The organism is Stappia indica, from assembly GCF_001696535.1.
GTDB lineage: Bacteria > Pseudomonadota > Alphaproteobacteria > Rhizobiales > Stappiaceae > Stappia > Stappia indica.
This window is the reverse complement of the sequence record NZ_MBQE01000004.1, coordinates 667,575-680,474: the sequence shown is the minus strand read 5'-3', so window position 1 is coordinate 680,474 and position 12,900 is coordinate 667,575. Positions and strand designations below refer to the sequence as shown.

The following is a 12,900-nucleotide window of genomic DNA, read 5'->3' as shown; positions in this document are numbered from 1 at the left end:
CCCGGCTCGTCGCGATCCGCCGGACCGCATCTTGGCGAGACCGGCGGGGGAGCTTGTGTGCCTGGGGCCTAGATGCCCGCCGACAGAAACCCTCCATCGACCACCAGAATCTCGCCGGTGACGAAGCTGGCAGCCGGCGACAGCATGAAGCCGATGGCCTCGGCCACCTCCTCCGGCGCGCCGTAGCGGCGCTGCGGGATGCGGCTGATCCAGGCATTGCGGGCGGCATCGCTGTGCAGCCCGTCGAGCAGCGGCGTGCTGATCGGCCCCGGCGCGACGGCGTTGACCCGCACGCCGAGCGGAGCGAGCTCGCCGGCCATCACCTTGGTCATGGTCACCACCGCGCCCTTCGAGGCGCCATAGGCGGTGCGCAGGGAATTGCCGATCAGGCCCGACACCGAGGCGATGTTGACGACGGCGGCATCCGGCTCCCGCTCGGCCGCGACGAAGGCGCGCACGGCAAGGAAGGTGCCGACCACGTTGACGTCGAGCACCATGCGCATCAGCTCCGCATCGGTCTCGCGGAACGGCACCGCGCGGGCGATGCCGGCGGAATTGACCAGTCCCGCAAGCGGCCGGCCGAAGCGCTCCTGGATCCCCTCGAAGGCGAGTTGCAGGCTGCCCTCGTCGCGAATGTCGGCGCGGGCGCCGAACAGGCGGTCGGACGCGCCCTCGAACTCGGCGGAGAGGTCGGCGATCGCCTTGTCCAGCGCCTCGCGCGACATGTCGAGCAGTGCCACCTCCGCACCGCGGGCAAGCAGCCAGCGGGCGGTCGCAAGGCCGATGCCGGACGCCCCGCCGGTGACGATATGGCAGCGCTCCTCGAGGCTGCGGTCGAGAGCGGTCATGCGCGTGCGCCTCCCATTGCATCGGAAACCGGGGCCGAGTGCGCGCCGGCAAGCGGGCCAGCCGGCACCGCATCCGGCAGCCATTCCTCCAGCACGATCTCGAAGGTCACGCAGACCGGGTTCTGCCCGGGCAGGAAACGCCCGCCGCTGATCGTGCCGTTCGGCTCGGCGAGCACGCCGTGCAGCACCGCGACCGGATTGCCGGCCTCGTCCGCCTCGACCATGCCGCTCATGCCGATCACCTCCACCGCCGGGCCGCGCACCACCTTGATGCTGCCGGAGGAGAAGGCGACGCAGGCGTCTGTCAGGCTGCCGAGCCCGGCGCGCAGAAAGCATTGCGACAGCCCCTCGCGCAGGCAGATCTTCTCCACCGCCTGGACGAGATCCTCGTTGGGATGGACGCGGGCATAGACGGTGCGGCCGGTGCGGCCGCTGACAAGCTTCACCTCTTCGCTCATTGCACCCCTCCTGAACGCTCCAGAGGCCGGAAGACGGTATGGTTGGTCTCCGCATCGGGCAGCTGCCGGATGTCGAAGCTGTCGAACACCATCATGCGGACCCGCAAGCCCTCGCCACCGATGCGGCTGGCGAAGGTATCGAGATGGCCGCCGAACACCCGCCCCTCGTGCGGTTCGGCGAACCAGGCATGGCAATGCAGCAGCGGCGCGCCGTCGGCGCCGATCCCCAGCGTTGCCGAGCCGCCGAAAGCGCGCACGGCGCCTGCATTCGTCATCGGCGTGTAGGTCACCACCCGCTCGCCGCCGGGATCGGGTGCTGCGAGGCAGTAGATGCAGGGCTCGAACCCGCCCGACAGGATCTCGAAGGCGGCGGGCCGCCACTCGCCGCCGGTCGCCGCGCGCATCGCCGCGCCGAAAGCCTCCACCAGCGGCGTGCCGGGGACGAGCCGCACCAGGCCCGAGCGCACGTCCTCGCAGATATCCATGCCGAGGGTGATCCGGTCGCGGGCGACCGGGCCGGGCTGACGCAGCAGCCGCGAGGCGGCTGGCAGGCCGCCAGGGCCCCTCACCTCGCCCCCTCCAGTACCGGCGCTTCGGCAAGGCGGCTTTCCAGCAGCTCGCGAACCGCCTTCTTGGTGATCTTGCCGTAGCCCGAGCGCGGCAGCTCGTCGAAGACGACGAAGCGCTTGGGGATCTTGTAGCCGGCGATGCGCGAGGCGAGATCCGCCTTCAGCTGCTCCGGCGTGATCTCGGCGCCCGGCTGCAGGACGATGGCGGCAACGCCGATCTCGCCCCATTTCTCGTCCGGCATGCCGACGACGCAGGCCTCGGCCACCGCCGGATGGGCGACGATCTTTTCCTCCACCTCCAGCGGATAGATGTTGGAGCCGCCGGAGATGAACATGTCCGAGGCGCGCCCGGTGATGAACAGGAAACCGTTCTCGTCGAAGTGGCCGATATCACCGGTGCGGAACCAGCCGTTTCGGAAGGACTCCGCATTGGCCTTCTCGTTGCGGTAGTAGCCGTTGAACACCGCCGGGCCGATGACGCAGATCTCGCCGTTTTCCCCCGGCGGCAGCGCATTGCCCTCGTCGTCCTGGATCTCGATCTGCATGCCGGTGCGGGCATAGCCGCAGGTGCCGACGCGCACGCCCGGCCCGTCCTCCGGATCGTGCAGATGCGGCGGCAGCACGGTGATGTTGCCGGTCACCTCGCCGAGGCCGAAATATTGCACCAGGCAGCGGCCGAGCTTGCGCAGCGCCGTCTTCTGGTGCTCGCGCAGCATCGGCGCGCCGGCATAGATGACGTGGCGCAGCGAGGAGTGGTCGTAGCGGTCCACCGCCGGATCGGAGACCAGCGCGGTCAGGATGCTCGGCACGGTGAACATGTTGGAGACGCGGTGGCGCTCGATCAGGCGGAACGCCTCGTCGGCATCGAGGCTGCGCGAGACCGTCAGCACGGTGGTGACGCAGCGCGCGACCTGGATCAGCTGATGGATGCCCGCCCCGTGCGACAGGGGCGCGACGACCAGCGAGGCATCGTCCGAGGTGGTGCCCGGCATCAGGTCGGCGAGGTGATTGGTGACGACGAAGGCCATCTGGCCGTGGCTGAGCACGGCCGCCTTCGGCTTGCCGGTGCTGCCGGAGGTAAAGAAGAACCAGCAGGGATCGTCCCGCTCGACGGGTGCGGCTCGGAAGGGCTTGCCGAGCTCCGCCGCCACCAGATCGGCATGGACATGCTCGCCCGCGCGCGCTGCGCCGATGCAGATGACGATCTGCGCCCCGGCGTCGCGCGCCGCATCGGCATGGGCGGCGAATTCCGGCTCGTAGATGATGGCCTTCGCCTGCGAGGAGCTGGCGATATGCGAGACGTCGTCCGGCAGGATGCGGAAATTGGTCGGCACCCAGACGGCACCGAGCTTGTAGACCGCGAACATGGTCTCGAACATCTCGACCGAGTTGCGCGACTGGACGATCACCTTGTCGCCCGGCCCGATGCCGAGGCCGGCCATCGCATGGGCGAAGGCGTCCACACGGGCGTTCATCTGCGCCCAGCTGACGACCCGCTCGCCATGCACGACGGCGGGCCGGTCCGGATGGCGGCGGGCGGCATCGGTGAGCAGATCACCGAGATTCATCACCCGGTTGGACATGCGCTCGGCGCCTTCCACCCTCATTTCAGCCGCTCCAGGATCGAGACGTAATTGGCGACGGCCGCCCCGCCCATGTTGAACACGCCGGCAAGCTCGGCCCGCGGCAGCTGCATGTCGCCGGCATCGCCGCACAGCTGCATCGCCGCCATCACATGCTGCGACACGCCGGTGGCACCGATGGGATGGCCCTTGGACTTCAGCCCACCGGACGGGTTCACCGGCAGGCGGCCGCCGAAGGCGGAGACGCCCTCGTCGATGATGCGGTGCCCCTCGCCTTCGCGGGCAAGGCCCATGGCCTCGTATTCCAGCAGCTCGGCGATGGTGAAGCAGTCGTGGGTCTCGACGAAAGAGAGATCGGCGACGTCGACCTTCGCCCGCTCATAGGCGGAATTCCAAGCCCTTGCAGCGCCTTCGAAAGAGGTCTTCGAGCGGCGGCTGAGCGGCAGGAAGTCGTTCACATGCTCGGCGGCGCGGAAATACACCGCACGCGGCGCGGTGGTCAGCGCGGTGTCGGTGTCGGCGATCACCATCGCCGCCGCCCCGTCGGAGATCAGCGAGCAGTCGGTGCGGCGCAGCGGGCCGGCGACGATCGGGTTCTTCTCCGAGACCTCGTTGCAAAAGTCGAAATCGAACGCCTTGCGCATATGCGCATACGGATTGGCCATGCCGTTGGCGTGGTTCTTGGCGGCGATCCGCGCCAGGCTCTCGCGCCGGTCGCCATAGGCCTGGAAATAGGCCTGGGCAATGTTGGCGAAGACGCCGGCGAACCCGCCCTCGACCTCGGCCTCTTCCTTGCGGTAGGAGGCGCCGAGCAGGATGTCGCCGACCTCCGGCGTCGGGGTCGCGGTCATCTTCTCCACGCCGACGACCAGCACGCGGCGGGCGCGCCCGCTCTCGATCTGGCGGATGCCCGCATGGATGGCGGCCGAGCCGGTGGCGCAGGCATTCTCGACGCGCGTTGCCGGCGTGAAGCGCAGCTCGGGCACCGCGAGGGCGACCAGAGAGGCCTGGAAATCCTGTCTGGAAAATCCGTTGTTGAAGGAGCCGAGGAAGATCGCGTCGATCTCCTGCGGACCGACATCGGCATGTCTGAGGCAGTCGCCGACCACTTCGGCGATCAGCTCCTCCGCCCCTGCCGCTTCCGATTTGCCGAACCTGGAATGGGCCCAGCCGATCATGCAGGCTCCCATCGCGTTCCTCCCTGCGACTTACACCATCAGCGCCGTCACTATAGAGCCGGCAATCCGGCTAATCTTGTCTTTTCGAGGCGTCCGAATAGACTAGCGCGCATGAAACCAGCGCGCCAGCGCATAGACGGAGCTGAAACATGCAGCCACTCGACGAAACCGATCTGAAGATCCTGCGCGTCCTGCAGCAGGACGGCTCCCTCTCGGTCACCGAGGTGGCGGAGCGAGTCGGTCTGTCGCAGTCGCCCTGCTCGCGCCGCATCAACCGGATGATCGAGGACAAGGTCATTCTCGGCCGGTCGATCATCCTCGACCGCCGCAAGCTCGGCTTCGACGCCACCATCCTGGTGCGCATCAAGCTGTCGGGCCACGGGCGCCAGTCGATCTCGGTGTTCCAGGAAGCGGCGCTGAAGATCCCGGAAATCCAGGTGGTTCAGCTGATGCTCGGCGAATTCGACTTCAACCTGCGCGTCGTCGTGCGGGACATGGATCACTTCCAGACCCTCCTGCGCGAGAAGCTGGTGATGCTGCCGGGCCTGCACGAAATCCAGAGCACGGTCATTCTGGAAGAAACGAAATACACCACGCATCTTCCGATATGATCGGGGAATATCCATCGACAAGCACCCGATTATCCAAATTTAATATTATATATATTGATATCATTATTATAATTGATCGCTGAACATCGAGACAATAAGGTCTCTCTACAGGCAAACGGAGCGCAAAACACTCCGAAAAACCTGCGGCCTCGTGGCGGAATGGCTACGCAAGGGATTGCAACTCCCTTAATCCTGGTTCGACTCCAGGCGAGGCCTCCATTCCCTTCTTCCTCACGCAGTTTGTGAGGAATGGGATCAGGGGAATGGCTCGTTTCCTCTCCTCACCTTATTACCCGCCTTCACCACGCTTTGTTGGTACCTGCGATGCCCGTGTTGGTATCGGAGGAGACAGCATCGGACTCTTTCATCCGCCCTCAGGCGGGCTGCGCTGCCGCCTCCTGCTGCCGGCGCAGGGCCTGGCGGTCGATCTTGCCGGTGGAAGTACGCGGCAGCACGTCGACCGGCACGAAGCGCTCCGGCACCATGTAGTTGGGCAGGAAGGCCAGGCAGTGCCGCTTCAGCGTGCGTGCGTCCGGCGCCTCGCCACGCGCGATGAAGCAGGCGGCCAGCGTGCGGTTGCCGTCGGCGTCGAGCTCGTCGACCACCGCCACCTCGCTGATGGCGTCGTGGCGCAGCATCGCCTCTTCGACCTCGCCGATATTGACGCGGAAGCCGCGGATCTTCACCTGGGAGTCGCGCCTACCGACATAGTGCAGCGTGCCTCCCTCGCCGATGCGCACCAGATCGCCGGTGCGATAGAGCGGGTCGGGGTAGAGATCGTGGCGCGGGTCCTGGACGAACTTCGCCGCCGTCATCGCCGGATCGCCCCAATAGCCCCTGGCGAGCGTCGGCCCGCGGGCGCAGAGCTCGCCGACCGCCCCTTGCGCCGACAGCACCTCGCCCTCCTCGCCCAGCACCACCACCTCCATATGCGCGCAGGGCACACCGATGGGCAGCGGCCCGTCGTCCGGAAGACCGGTCAGCGTGTGGCAGGTGACGTCGTTGATCTCCGTCGCGCCGTAGATATTGTGGTAGCGCGCATTCGGCAGACGGCTCATCAGGTCGCGCAGCTCCGCCGGCGGATAGGGCTCGCCGGCAAAGAAGATCAGCCGCAGCTGATCGTATTCCGGACCCGGATCGCCGAGCTGGCGGGTGATCATCCGCAGCACGGACGGCACGGACTGCCACACCGTCACGCGGCTTTCTGCGATGAAGCGCACCAGATCCGTCGCCATGAAGGAAATGCCCTGCGGCACCAGGTGCACGCAGGCCCCGTGCGCCAGCGTCGTCCACACGTCGAACAGCGACAGGTCGAAATGCAGCGGCGAATGCGAGGCGACCCGGTCCTGCGCCCCTAGCGCGAAATACTCCCCCGCCCAGTCGGAAAAGGCGACGATGGCCCGGTGGCTGATCATCACGCCCTTGGGCTTTCCGGTCGAGCCGGAGGTGTAGAGGATATAGGCGAGGTCCTCGTCGATCACCTGCGAGGGCGGCGGGGCGCCCCCCTCGCCCATCCGCTCACCCCTCTCCTCGCTGACCGGCTCCAGCATCACCGGGGCGATGCCGCGCGCCTCCGGCGACAGCGCCAGCGGCACGCCGCCCGTCACCAGCACCGGCGGCAGCTCGCAGCCCTCGGCCGTCAACGCCTCCAGCCGCTTCGCCTTGTTGGCGGAGGAGACGAGCATCGACGGCTCGCAGTCCTTGAGAATGCCGGCAAGCCGCGGCGCGGGGCCGGTCGGATCGAGCGGCACGCAGATCGCGTCCGCCATCATTACGCCCAGCAGCGTGCCGACCGCCTCCGGCGACTTGTCGAGATAGACGGCCACCCGGTCGTCGCGGCGCACGCCGCCGGCGCGCAGGGCGCCGGCTACGCGGGCGGCGAAGTCCTGCAGCTCCGCCCGCGTCCATGTCGTATCCTCGAAGACGATGGCGGCAGCCTCCGGCGCCTGCCGAGCCAAGGCCTGAAGCATTCGCGGAATGATGCGCGCCATCGTCGTCTCCTCTCCCTTTGTTTCACGCAATTCCGGACGGAAAACCGGTTCCCACTTTTCCTGGAATTGCTTCAGACGTCGTACCGGCCCATCAGCCAGGCGAAATACTGGAAGCGGTTGCCGAGGAAGCGCTCGGCCTTGCCCCACATCTCGTCGTCGGTGATGTCGCTGGGATACTTGCGCCCGACCGCGCTGCGCTCGAACAGCGGCCGCAGCAGGGTCAGCGCCAGGATGTAGAAGAGGTCGTGGTCCATCTTGTAGGACTTGCGCCGATCCCCGTCCCAGCCGCCGAGAATGTCGTCCCGGTGTTTGGTCAGCAGCGCCATGTGCGGGATGAAATAGCCCCACAGGCGGCGGGAGATGGTGCGGATCTCGGCCTCCGGCACATCCGGGAAATAGCCGGCGATCTTCGCGGCGATCGGGTCGAACTCCATCAGGTTGTCGATGGTGTACTTGCCGAGCGCGGTCGGGTAGCCGAGCTTGCCGACCATGCGGTAGATGGCGCTGGCCAGATCGCGCCAGGACTGCATCGCCTTTGCCGTCGGCGGCAGGTGATTGATGTCCTGCACGGAATCGAGGTCGATCAGGAAGAGCCGCTTGCTCTCGACCGAATAGACGAAATTGCCCCAGTCGCCGGAGTAGCGGTAGAGCTCGGCGAGCGAGAAGTCGTGCAGCAGCTTGCCGGCCTCGCGGGCGAGCTTGCAGATCACCGTCAGGCGGACGCGCTCGTCGTCCGGGTCGCCCTCGACGCCGAGCGCCTCGCGGATGCCGTCGTAATGGGCGTCGAAGGCGGGATCGCTGCCGCGCGCCATGCCGGCGCCGAACAGGATCTCCGAGATGCGGTAGGAGGCGGAGCCGGGCGACAGCGTCAGCACCGCGCCCATCGGCTGTCCCTGGAAGGACAGGTTGCCGCCGTATTCGATCACCGCCAGCGGCGCGATGGTCGGCACGCCGTGGCGCACCAGCCGCTCGGCCGACCAGAACTCGCGATGGGCGCGCTCGTGGACGATGCCGCCGATCGGGCTCGGCGAGCTGTAGGCGTACTTGTACTCGCCCTCGTTCGAGATGCCGAAATGCGGATAGGTGACGAGATATTCCAGGAGGTCCGTCAGCGGCGGCACGGGATCGTTGCCGGCATCGTCATGCAGCTTGTTGGAATATTCCGCATCGCCCGGCAGGATCGGGTTCCACAGGCCGACGCCCTTGAGCTTGGCCGCGTGAAAGGTGACCGAGGGGTCGTCCTTGAGCGCGATGGGCTCGTTCAGGCTTTCCCAGGAGCCGCGGCCGCGCCGGGTGAAGGTCGGCACATGGCCGTTCCAGCTGGCGATGTCGAGCAGGCGCTGGAACTCGCCGTCCGAGATGGTCAGGCCGTCGAACTGGTGGGTGATCCGGTAGTCCAGCTTCTGGTGAGCGTTGATGTTCATCGAATACCGTCCTGAATGAAAAGGAAAAATCGGGTCAGGCGTAGGTGCGGGCGCCGAAGATGGCCGAGCCGACGCGCACGCTGGTCGCGCCGTAGATCACCGCCTTCTCGTAGTCGCCGGACATGCCCATGGACCGGCGCGCAAGACCCGCCTTGTCGGCGAGCGCGGCCAGCAGCTCGAAATGCGGCGCGGGGTCCTCGCCGGCGGGCGGGATGCACATCAGCCCCTCGATGGTCAGCCCGTGCACGTCCCGGCAGCGCGCGACGAAGGCCAGCGCCTCGTCCGGATCGATGCCGGCCTTCTGCGGCTCGCGCCCCGTATTCACCTGCACATAGAGGCGCGGGCTGCGGCCCTGGCGGGCGATCTCACGGGAGATCTCGGCGGCGATCTTCTCCCGGTCGACGCTTTCGATCACGTCGAACAGGGCGACCGCATCCTTCGCCTTGTTGGATTGCAGCGGCCCGAGCAGGCGCAGCTCGATGTCGGGATACTCTGCCTTCAGCGCCGGCCACTTCTCCTGCGCCTCCTGCACCTTGTTCTCGCCGAACACGCGGGCCCCTGCGGCGATCACCGGGCGGATCGCATCCGCGTCGAAGGTCTTGGAGACGGCGACCAGCGTCACCGGGCCGGGATTGCCCTCGCGCACTTCCTCCGCCGCCGCGATCTTCTGCAGGACTGCGGTCAGCCGCTCCACCGATTGATCCTTGGTCATGGTCTTCACTCTCTGTGTGACGTTGGTCGAAAAGGAAGCCGCCTACATGCCCACGCCGAACATGCGCGGCACCAGGAGGGTGATGGCCGGGAACAGCGCGCACAGCACCACGATCACCACATGGGCGGCGGCGAAGGGCAGCGACTCGCGCACCGCGCTTTCGTAAGGCGCGTTGGCTATTCGCGCGGCGGTCATCAGGGTCAGGCCGACGGGCGGGGTGATGTTGCCGAGGTTGAGCGCCAGCAGCATCACCATGCCCGCATGCAGCGGGTGGAAGCCGAGCTCGACCAGCGCGGGGGCCAGAACCGGCACGGCGATGATGATCGCCGGCAGCACGTCGATGAACATGCCGATGACGATCAGCAGCGCCGCGACCGCCAGGATCTGCACCACCGGATTGTCGCTCATGGTGGCGATGGTCTCGGCCGCATGGCGGGCGATGCCGGAGCGGGTGACGAACCAGCCGAGCACATTGGACGCGCCGAGCAGCAGGAACACCACGCCGCTGAAGCTGACCGTTGAGACCAGCGACTCCCACAGGTCCTGCCGGCTGAGCCGGCGATAGGCGAAGCCGCCGAGCACGAGCGCGTAGATGCAGGCGATCACAGAGGCCTCGGTCACCGTGGTCAGGCCGGTCAGCACGCCGCCGAGAATGACCAGCGGAATGCCCATGGCCGCCAGCGCGCTGATGCCGGTGGAGACGATCACCGAGAGCATCACCCGCTGGTGGCTGGCATAGCCGCGCTTCCACGAGATGATGCCGCTGACCACCAGCATGGCGAGGCCCATCATCAGCCCCGGCACGATGCCGGCGGCGAAGAGGCCGAGGATCGAGGTGTCGCGCAGGGTCGCCGCGTAGGCGATCATGATGATGCTGGGCGGGATGATCGGACCGACGATGGCCGAACAGGCGGTGACGGCGGCGCAATAGGCGGCGCTATAGCCTTCCTTGCGCATGGAGGGTATCAGCGTGCGCCCGATCGCCGCCGTCTCGGTCACCGCCGCGCCGGTCAGCCCGGCGAACAGCAGGCAGGTCGTGACGTTGACATGGGACAGCGCGCCCGGCACCCGGCCGAACAGCGAGCTGGCGAAGGCGATCAGCCGCTCGGTCAGCCCGGCGCGGTTCATGATCTCGGCGGTGATGATGAAATAGGGCACGGCGATCAGCACGTAGCCGGAAACGCCGGAGTAGAAGCGGTCGGCGAGAATGCCGAGGAAGTCCGCCCCGCCGATGGAATAGGCGCCGACCATGCCGGCGGCCGTCAGCACGAGGCCGAGCGGCAGGCCGATGAACATCAGCACGATGAAGGCGATTGAAGCACTCATCCCGCGACCTCCGCAATGCGGCGGCCCGGCGCCGGTCCGGCATCGTCCGCATCGGCACCTGCGCTGTCGGTGTCGGTGTGGATGGGCCCCGTCGGCGGTCCGTCGCCGAACTCAAGCTCCGCCTCCGCCGCCTCGACCTCCTCGGCCGCCGCGCTGATCGCGCCGCGCTCTTCCAGCAACGCCATGCCGTCGACGAGGTGAAGGCAGAGGATCGCGCCGGCCACCGGCACGGAGGCCGCCGTCCAGTGATGCGCCACCTGCAGGCTGGAGGAGATGATGTAGAGGTTGGTCGCCTCGCGGAAGAAGCCGATGCCGTACCACAGCAACGCGATGGCGAAGATGCCGATGGCGGCAAGGTTCACCGCCTGCGCCAGCCGCGCCGCCCAGCGGGGCAGCAGCCGCGCCACGGCGAGGATGGCGATGTGCTCGCCATACTTGAATGCGACGGTGATGCTGAGCATGCCGAGCCAGGGCAGGAACAGGCGGAACAGCGAGGGACGGGTGTTGGCATAGGCGAAGGCGAGCGGCCCGCTGTCGAACAGCGAGGCGCGCCCGAAATGTCCCGCCAGCGCCAGTCCCAGCTCCAGCACGATGCCGGCCGCCGAGACGAGCAGCATCACGGCGAGCAGCACCGCGCAGACGAGAATGGTCGCACGGTTGACCGTGTCGCTGGTCCGGCGCAGGGCGCCCAGCAGCGCCCCCGGCCCGAGGGTGGAAGTCGTGCTCATCGGTTCGGTCCCGGTCGGCTTGGGCGGTGTCGTGGCGCGATGCCCCGGGTCCAGCCCCAGGAACGGCGCCACGCATCCGCGAGAGGCAGGCGGCGGCCGGACACGCCCCGGCGCCGCCTGCCGTCCGCGTCAGTCGAGATAGAGCTCGACGGCGGAACGGTTCAGCTCGTCGTGAATGCGGGAGACTTCGGCGCGCAGGTCGTCGTAGAGCGCTGCCTTCTCGCCGAACTCCGTCACCAGCCATTCGCGGTAGAGCGGCTGAGAGATGTCGCGCATGCGCTGCTTCTCCTCGTCGGAGAGGATGTGGCACTGCTCGAACTTCTTGCAGGAGTTCACCCAGCCGATGACGGTGATCTGCGCGGCGATGCCGTGCGCCATCGCCACCGCCTCGCGGGCCGAGGTCACGATGATCTTCTTGTAGTCGTCGGGAAGCTGCGAGAACCAGGCCTCGCTGACGCTCCAGGTGATGGTGTTGTAGACGTGGCCGCTCCAGGTGGTGAAGTTGGTCACGTCGTAGAACTTGAAGATGTCGTTGACGCCCGGCGCATGGAAATGGCCGTCGACGAGGCCGGTGGCGAGACCGGTCTGCAGCTCGCCCCAGGGCAGCGGCGTCGGCGAGGCGCCGAGCGCGCGCATGATCGTCATGTGCGCCTGGTTCTCCTCCACGCGGATGCGCAGGCCCTTCAGGTCCTCGACCTTGGTGATCAGCCGCTTGTTGTTGGCGAAGGCGACGAAACCGCCGCCGTCGTCCAGCGTGCCGAGATAGCGCAGCCCGCTTTCCTGCACCATCGGCTTCATGAACTCGGCGAACCACGGGCTGTCGAAGAAGGCCCAGGCCGTCCGGTAGTCGGGGAACAGGAACGGCGAGGTGATCATCTCGTAGTTGCGGTAGAAGGAGGCCTGCGTGCCCGAGCCCAGCATGACCGACTGGATGGTCTTGCCGGCGCGGGTCTGCTGCGCGGCCTCGACTTCGCCGCCAAGAGCGCCGTTGCCGAAGATCTGCACGTCGATGTCGCCGCCCGTGGCGCTCTCGACCAGCTGTTCGAAATGCTTGAGGGCCGGAGCCGTCTCGTTGTTGGTGAGGTCGTCCGGATAGAGGTGGGCAATCGTCATCGTGTAGCTGGCGGCGGCCGCCGGGGCAGCAAGACCCGGGACCAGAGCCAGCGCCATGGCACCGGCCAGCAGCAGCGCGGATGCGCGCCCGCGCCGGGTTCCGCCGACAGGCGCCCTCCCCGCGCGGTCGGGAATTGCCCGCCCCGCCGTTTCGTTACTTGAGCTTTTGAAGCAACAACAACACTCTCCGGCCGACATAATTCCCCTCCTCAAGCGAATATTATTCTATTCGATTGTAAGTTGAGGATAGGAAGCGCGCCTTTGGCGGTCTAATTCTATTTTTCTATTTCTTGTGACCAACTTTACGCAGATAGATGCCGAGGAAAACAACAGCACAAACACCAGTAGCCGGGGCCTTG

12 protein-coding genes and 1 tRNA gene are annotated in these 12,900 nt (G+C 67.1%); 2 read left to right on the top strand and 11 right to left on the bottom strand.

The features are described from left to right. Window positions 1–68: 68 nt before the first annotated feature. The 5 genes from BBX35_RS17295 to BBX35_RS17275 are packed head-to-tail and all read right to left on the bottom strand — an operon-like array spanning window position 69 to window position 4,648. Entirely contained in the window at window positions 69–848 is a 780-nt protein-coding gene (locus BBX35_RS17295) for an SDR family NAD(P)-dependent oxidoreductase (RefSeq protein ID WP_067222535.1), read from the bottom strand. Further along, on the bottom strand, window positions 845–1,306 hold the full coding sequence (locus tag BBX35_RS17290; protein ID WP_067222533.1) for a PCC domain-containing protein: 462 nt from the start codon (window positions 1,304–1,306) through the stop codon (window positions 845–847). Before BBX35_RS17290 ends, BBX35_RS17295 begins: the two co-directional genes overlap by 4 nt. After that, window positions 1,303–1,875, bottom strand: a complete 573-nt coding sequence (locus tag BBX35_RS17285) for a PPC domain-containing DNA-binding protein (protein ID WP_141687888.1) — start codon at window positions 1,873–1,875, stop codon at window positions 1,303–1,305. Before BBX35_RS17285 ends, BBX35_RS17290 begins: the two co-directional genes overlap by 4 nt. Further along, on the bottom strand, window positions 1,872–3,482 hold the full coding sequence (locus BBX35_RS17280) for an acyl-CoA synthetase (RefSeq protein ID WP_067222527.1): 1,611 nt from the start codon (window positions 3,480–3,482) through the stop codon (window positions 1,872–1,874). The genes BBX35_RS17285 and BBX35_RS17280 overlap by 4 nt, the downstream gene beginning before the upstream one ends. Beyond that, window positions 3,479–4,648, bottom strand: coding sequence for an acetyl-CoA acetyltransferase (locus BBX35_RS17275; protein WP_067222525.1), 1,170 nt, complete (start codon window positions 4,646–4,648; stop codon window positions 3,479–3,481). The genes BBX35_RS17280 and BBX35_RS17275 overlap by 4 nt, the downstream gene beginning before the upstream one ends. Window positions 4,649–4,785: 137 nt before the next feature. On the opposite strand from BBX35_RS17275, the gene BBX35_RS17270 reads away from it, so the two are divergent. Continuing rightward, window positions 4,786–5,247 carry an Lrp/AsnC family transcriptional regulator gene (locus tag BBX35_RS17270; RefSeq protein ID WP_067222522.1) on the top strand — a complete coding sequence of 154 codons (462 nt, stop codon included), beginning with the start codon at window positions 4,786–4,788 and terminating at the stop codon, window positions 5,245–5,247. 145 nt (window positions 5,248–5,392) lie between these two features. After that, a tRNA-Cys gene (locus BBX35_RS17265) sits at window positions 5,393–5,466 on the top strand. Between the two features lie 155 nt (window positions 5,467–5,621). Here BBX35_RS17265 and BBX35_RS17260 read toward each other — a convergent pair. From BBX35_RS17260 to dctP, 6 genes are all read right to left on the bottom strand, one after another. Next, complete coding sequence (locus BBX35_RS17260) at window positions 5,622–7,238, bottom strand: amino acid adenylation domain-containing protein (protein ID WP_067222520.1); 1,617 nt, start codon at window positions 7,236–7,238, stop codon at window positions 5,622–5,624. A 71-nt stretch (window positions 7,239–7,309) separates the two neighbouring features. Further along, on the bottom strand, window positions 7,310–8,662 hold the full coding sequence (locus BBX35_RS17255) for a hypothetical protein (protein WP_067222517.1): 1,353 nt from the start codon (window positions 8,660–8,662) through the stop codon (window positions 7,310–7,312). Between the two features lie 34 nt (window positions 8,663–8,696). Then, window positions 8,697–9,374, bottom strand: a complete 678-nt coding sequence (locus tag BBX35_RS17250; RefSeq protein ID WP_067222515.1) for a YggS family pyridoxal phosphate-dependent enzyme — start codon at window positions 9,372–9,374, stop codon at window positions 8,697–8,699. A 42-nt stretch (window positions 9,375–9,416) separates the two neighbouring features. Further along, complete coding sequence (locus tag BBX35_RS17245) at window positions 9,417–10,700, bottom strand: TRAP transporter large permease (protein WP_067222512.1); 1,284 nt, start codon at window positions 10,698–10,700, stop codon at window positions 9,417–9,419. Beyond that, entirely contained in the window at window positions 10,697–11,428 is a 732-nt protein-coding gene (locus BBX35_RS17240) for a TRAP transporter small permease (protein ID WP_067222509.1), read from the bottom strand. Before BBX35_RS17240 ends, BBX35_RS17245 begins: the two co-directional genes overlap by 4 nt. A gap of 129 nt (window positions 11,429–11,557) precedes the next feature. Further along, the gene (dctP, locus tag BBX35_RS17235; protein ID WP_067222506.1) at window positions 11,558–12,598 is read right to left on the bottom strand and encodes a TRAP transporter substrate-binding protein DctP; all 1,041 of its coding nucleotides are present in this window, start codon (window positions 12,596–12,598) and stop codon (window positions 11,558–11,560) included. Window positions 12,599–12,900: the final 302 nt, after the last annotated feature.

Bases quoted from the DNA above. Each gene is read 5' to 3' on its own strand.
- BBX35_RS17295 (WP_067222535.1), bottom strand. From the start codon at position 848: ATGACCGCTCTCGACCGCAGCCTCGAGGAGCGCTGCCATATCGTCACC.
- BBX35_RS17290 (WP_067222533.1), bottom strand. From the start codon at position 1,306: ATGAGCGAAGAGGTGAAGCTTGTCAGCGGCCGCACCGGCCGCACCGTC.
- BBX35_RS17280 (WP_067222527.1), bottom strand. From the start codon at position 3,482: ATGAGGGTGGAAGGCGCCGAGCGCATGTCCAACCGGGTGATGAATCTC.
- BBX35_RS17275 (WP_067222525.1), bottom strand. From the start codon at position 4,648: ATGGGAGCCTGCATGATCGGCTGGGCCCATTCCAGGTTCGGCAAATCG.
- BBX35_RS17270 (WP_067222522.1), top strand. From the start codon at position 4,786: ATGCAGCCACTCGACGAAACCGATCTGAAGATCCTGCGCGTCCTGCAG.
- BBX35_RS17260 (WP_067222520.1), bottom strand. From the start codon at position 7,238: ATGGCGCGCATCATTCCGCGAATGCTTCAGGCCTTGGCTCGGCAGGCG.
- BBX35_RS17255 (WP_067222517.1), bottom strand. From the start codon at position 8,662: ATGAACATCAACGCTCACCAGAAGCTGGACTACCGGATCACCCACCAG.
- BBX35_RS17250 (WP_067222515.1), bottom strand. From the start codon at position 9,374: ATGACCAAGGATCAATCGGTGGAGCGGCTGACCGCAGTCCTGCAGAAG.
- BBX35_RS17245 (WP_067222512.1), bottom strand. From the start codon at position 10,700: ATGAGTGCTTCAATCGCCTTCATCGTGCTGATGTTCATCGGCCTGCCG.
- BBX35_RS17240 (WP_067222509.1), bottom strand. From the start codon at position 11,428: ATGAGCACGACTTCCACCCTCGGGCCGGGGGCGCTGCTGGGCGCCCTG.
- dctP (WP_067222506.1), bottom strand. From the start codon at position 12,598: ATGGCGCTGGCTCTGGTCCCGGGTCTTGCTGCCCCGGCGGCCGCCGCC.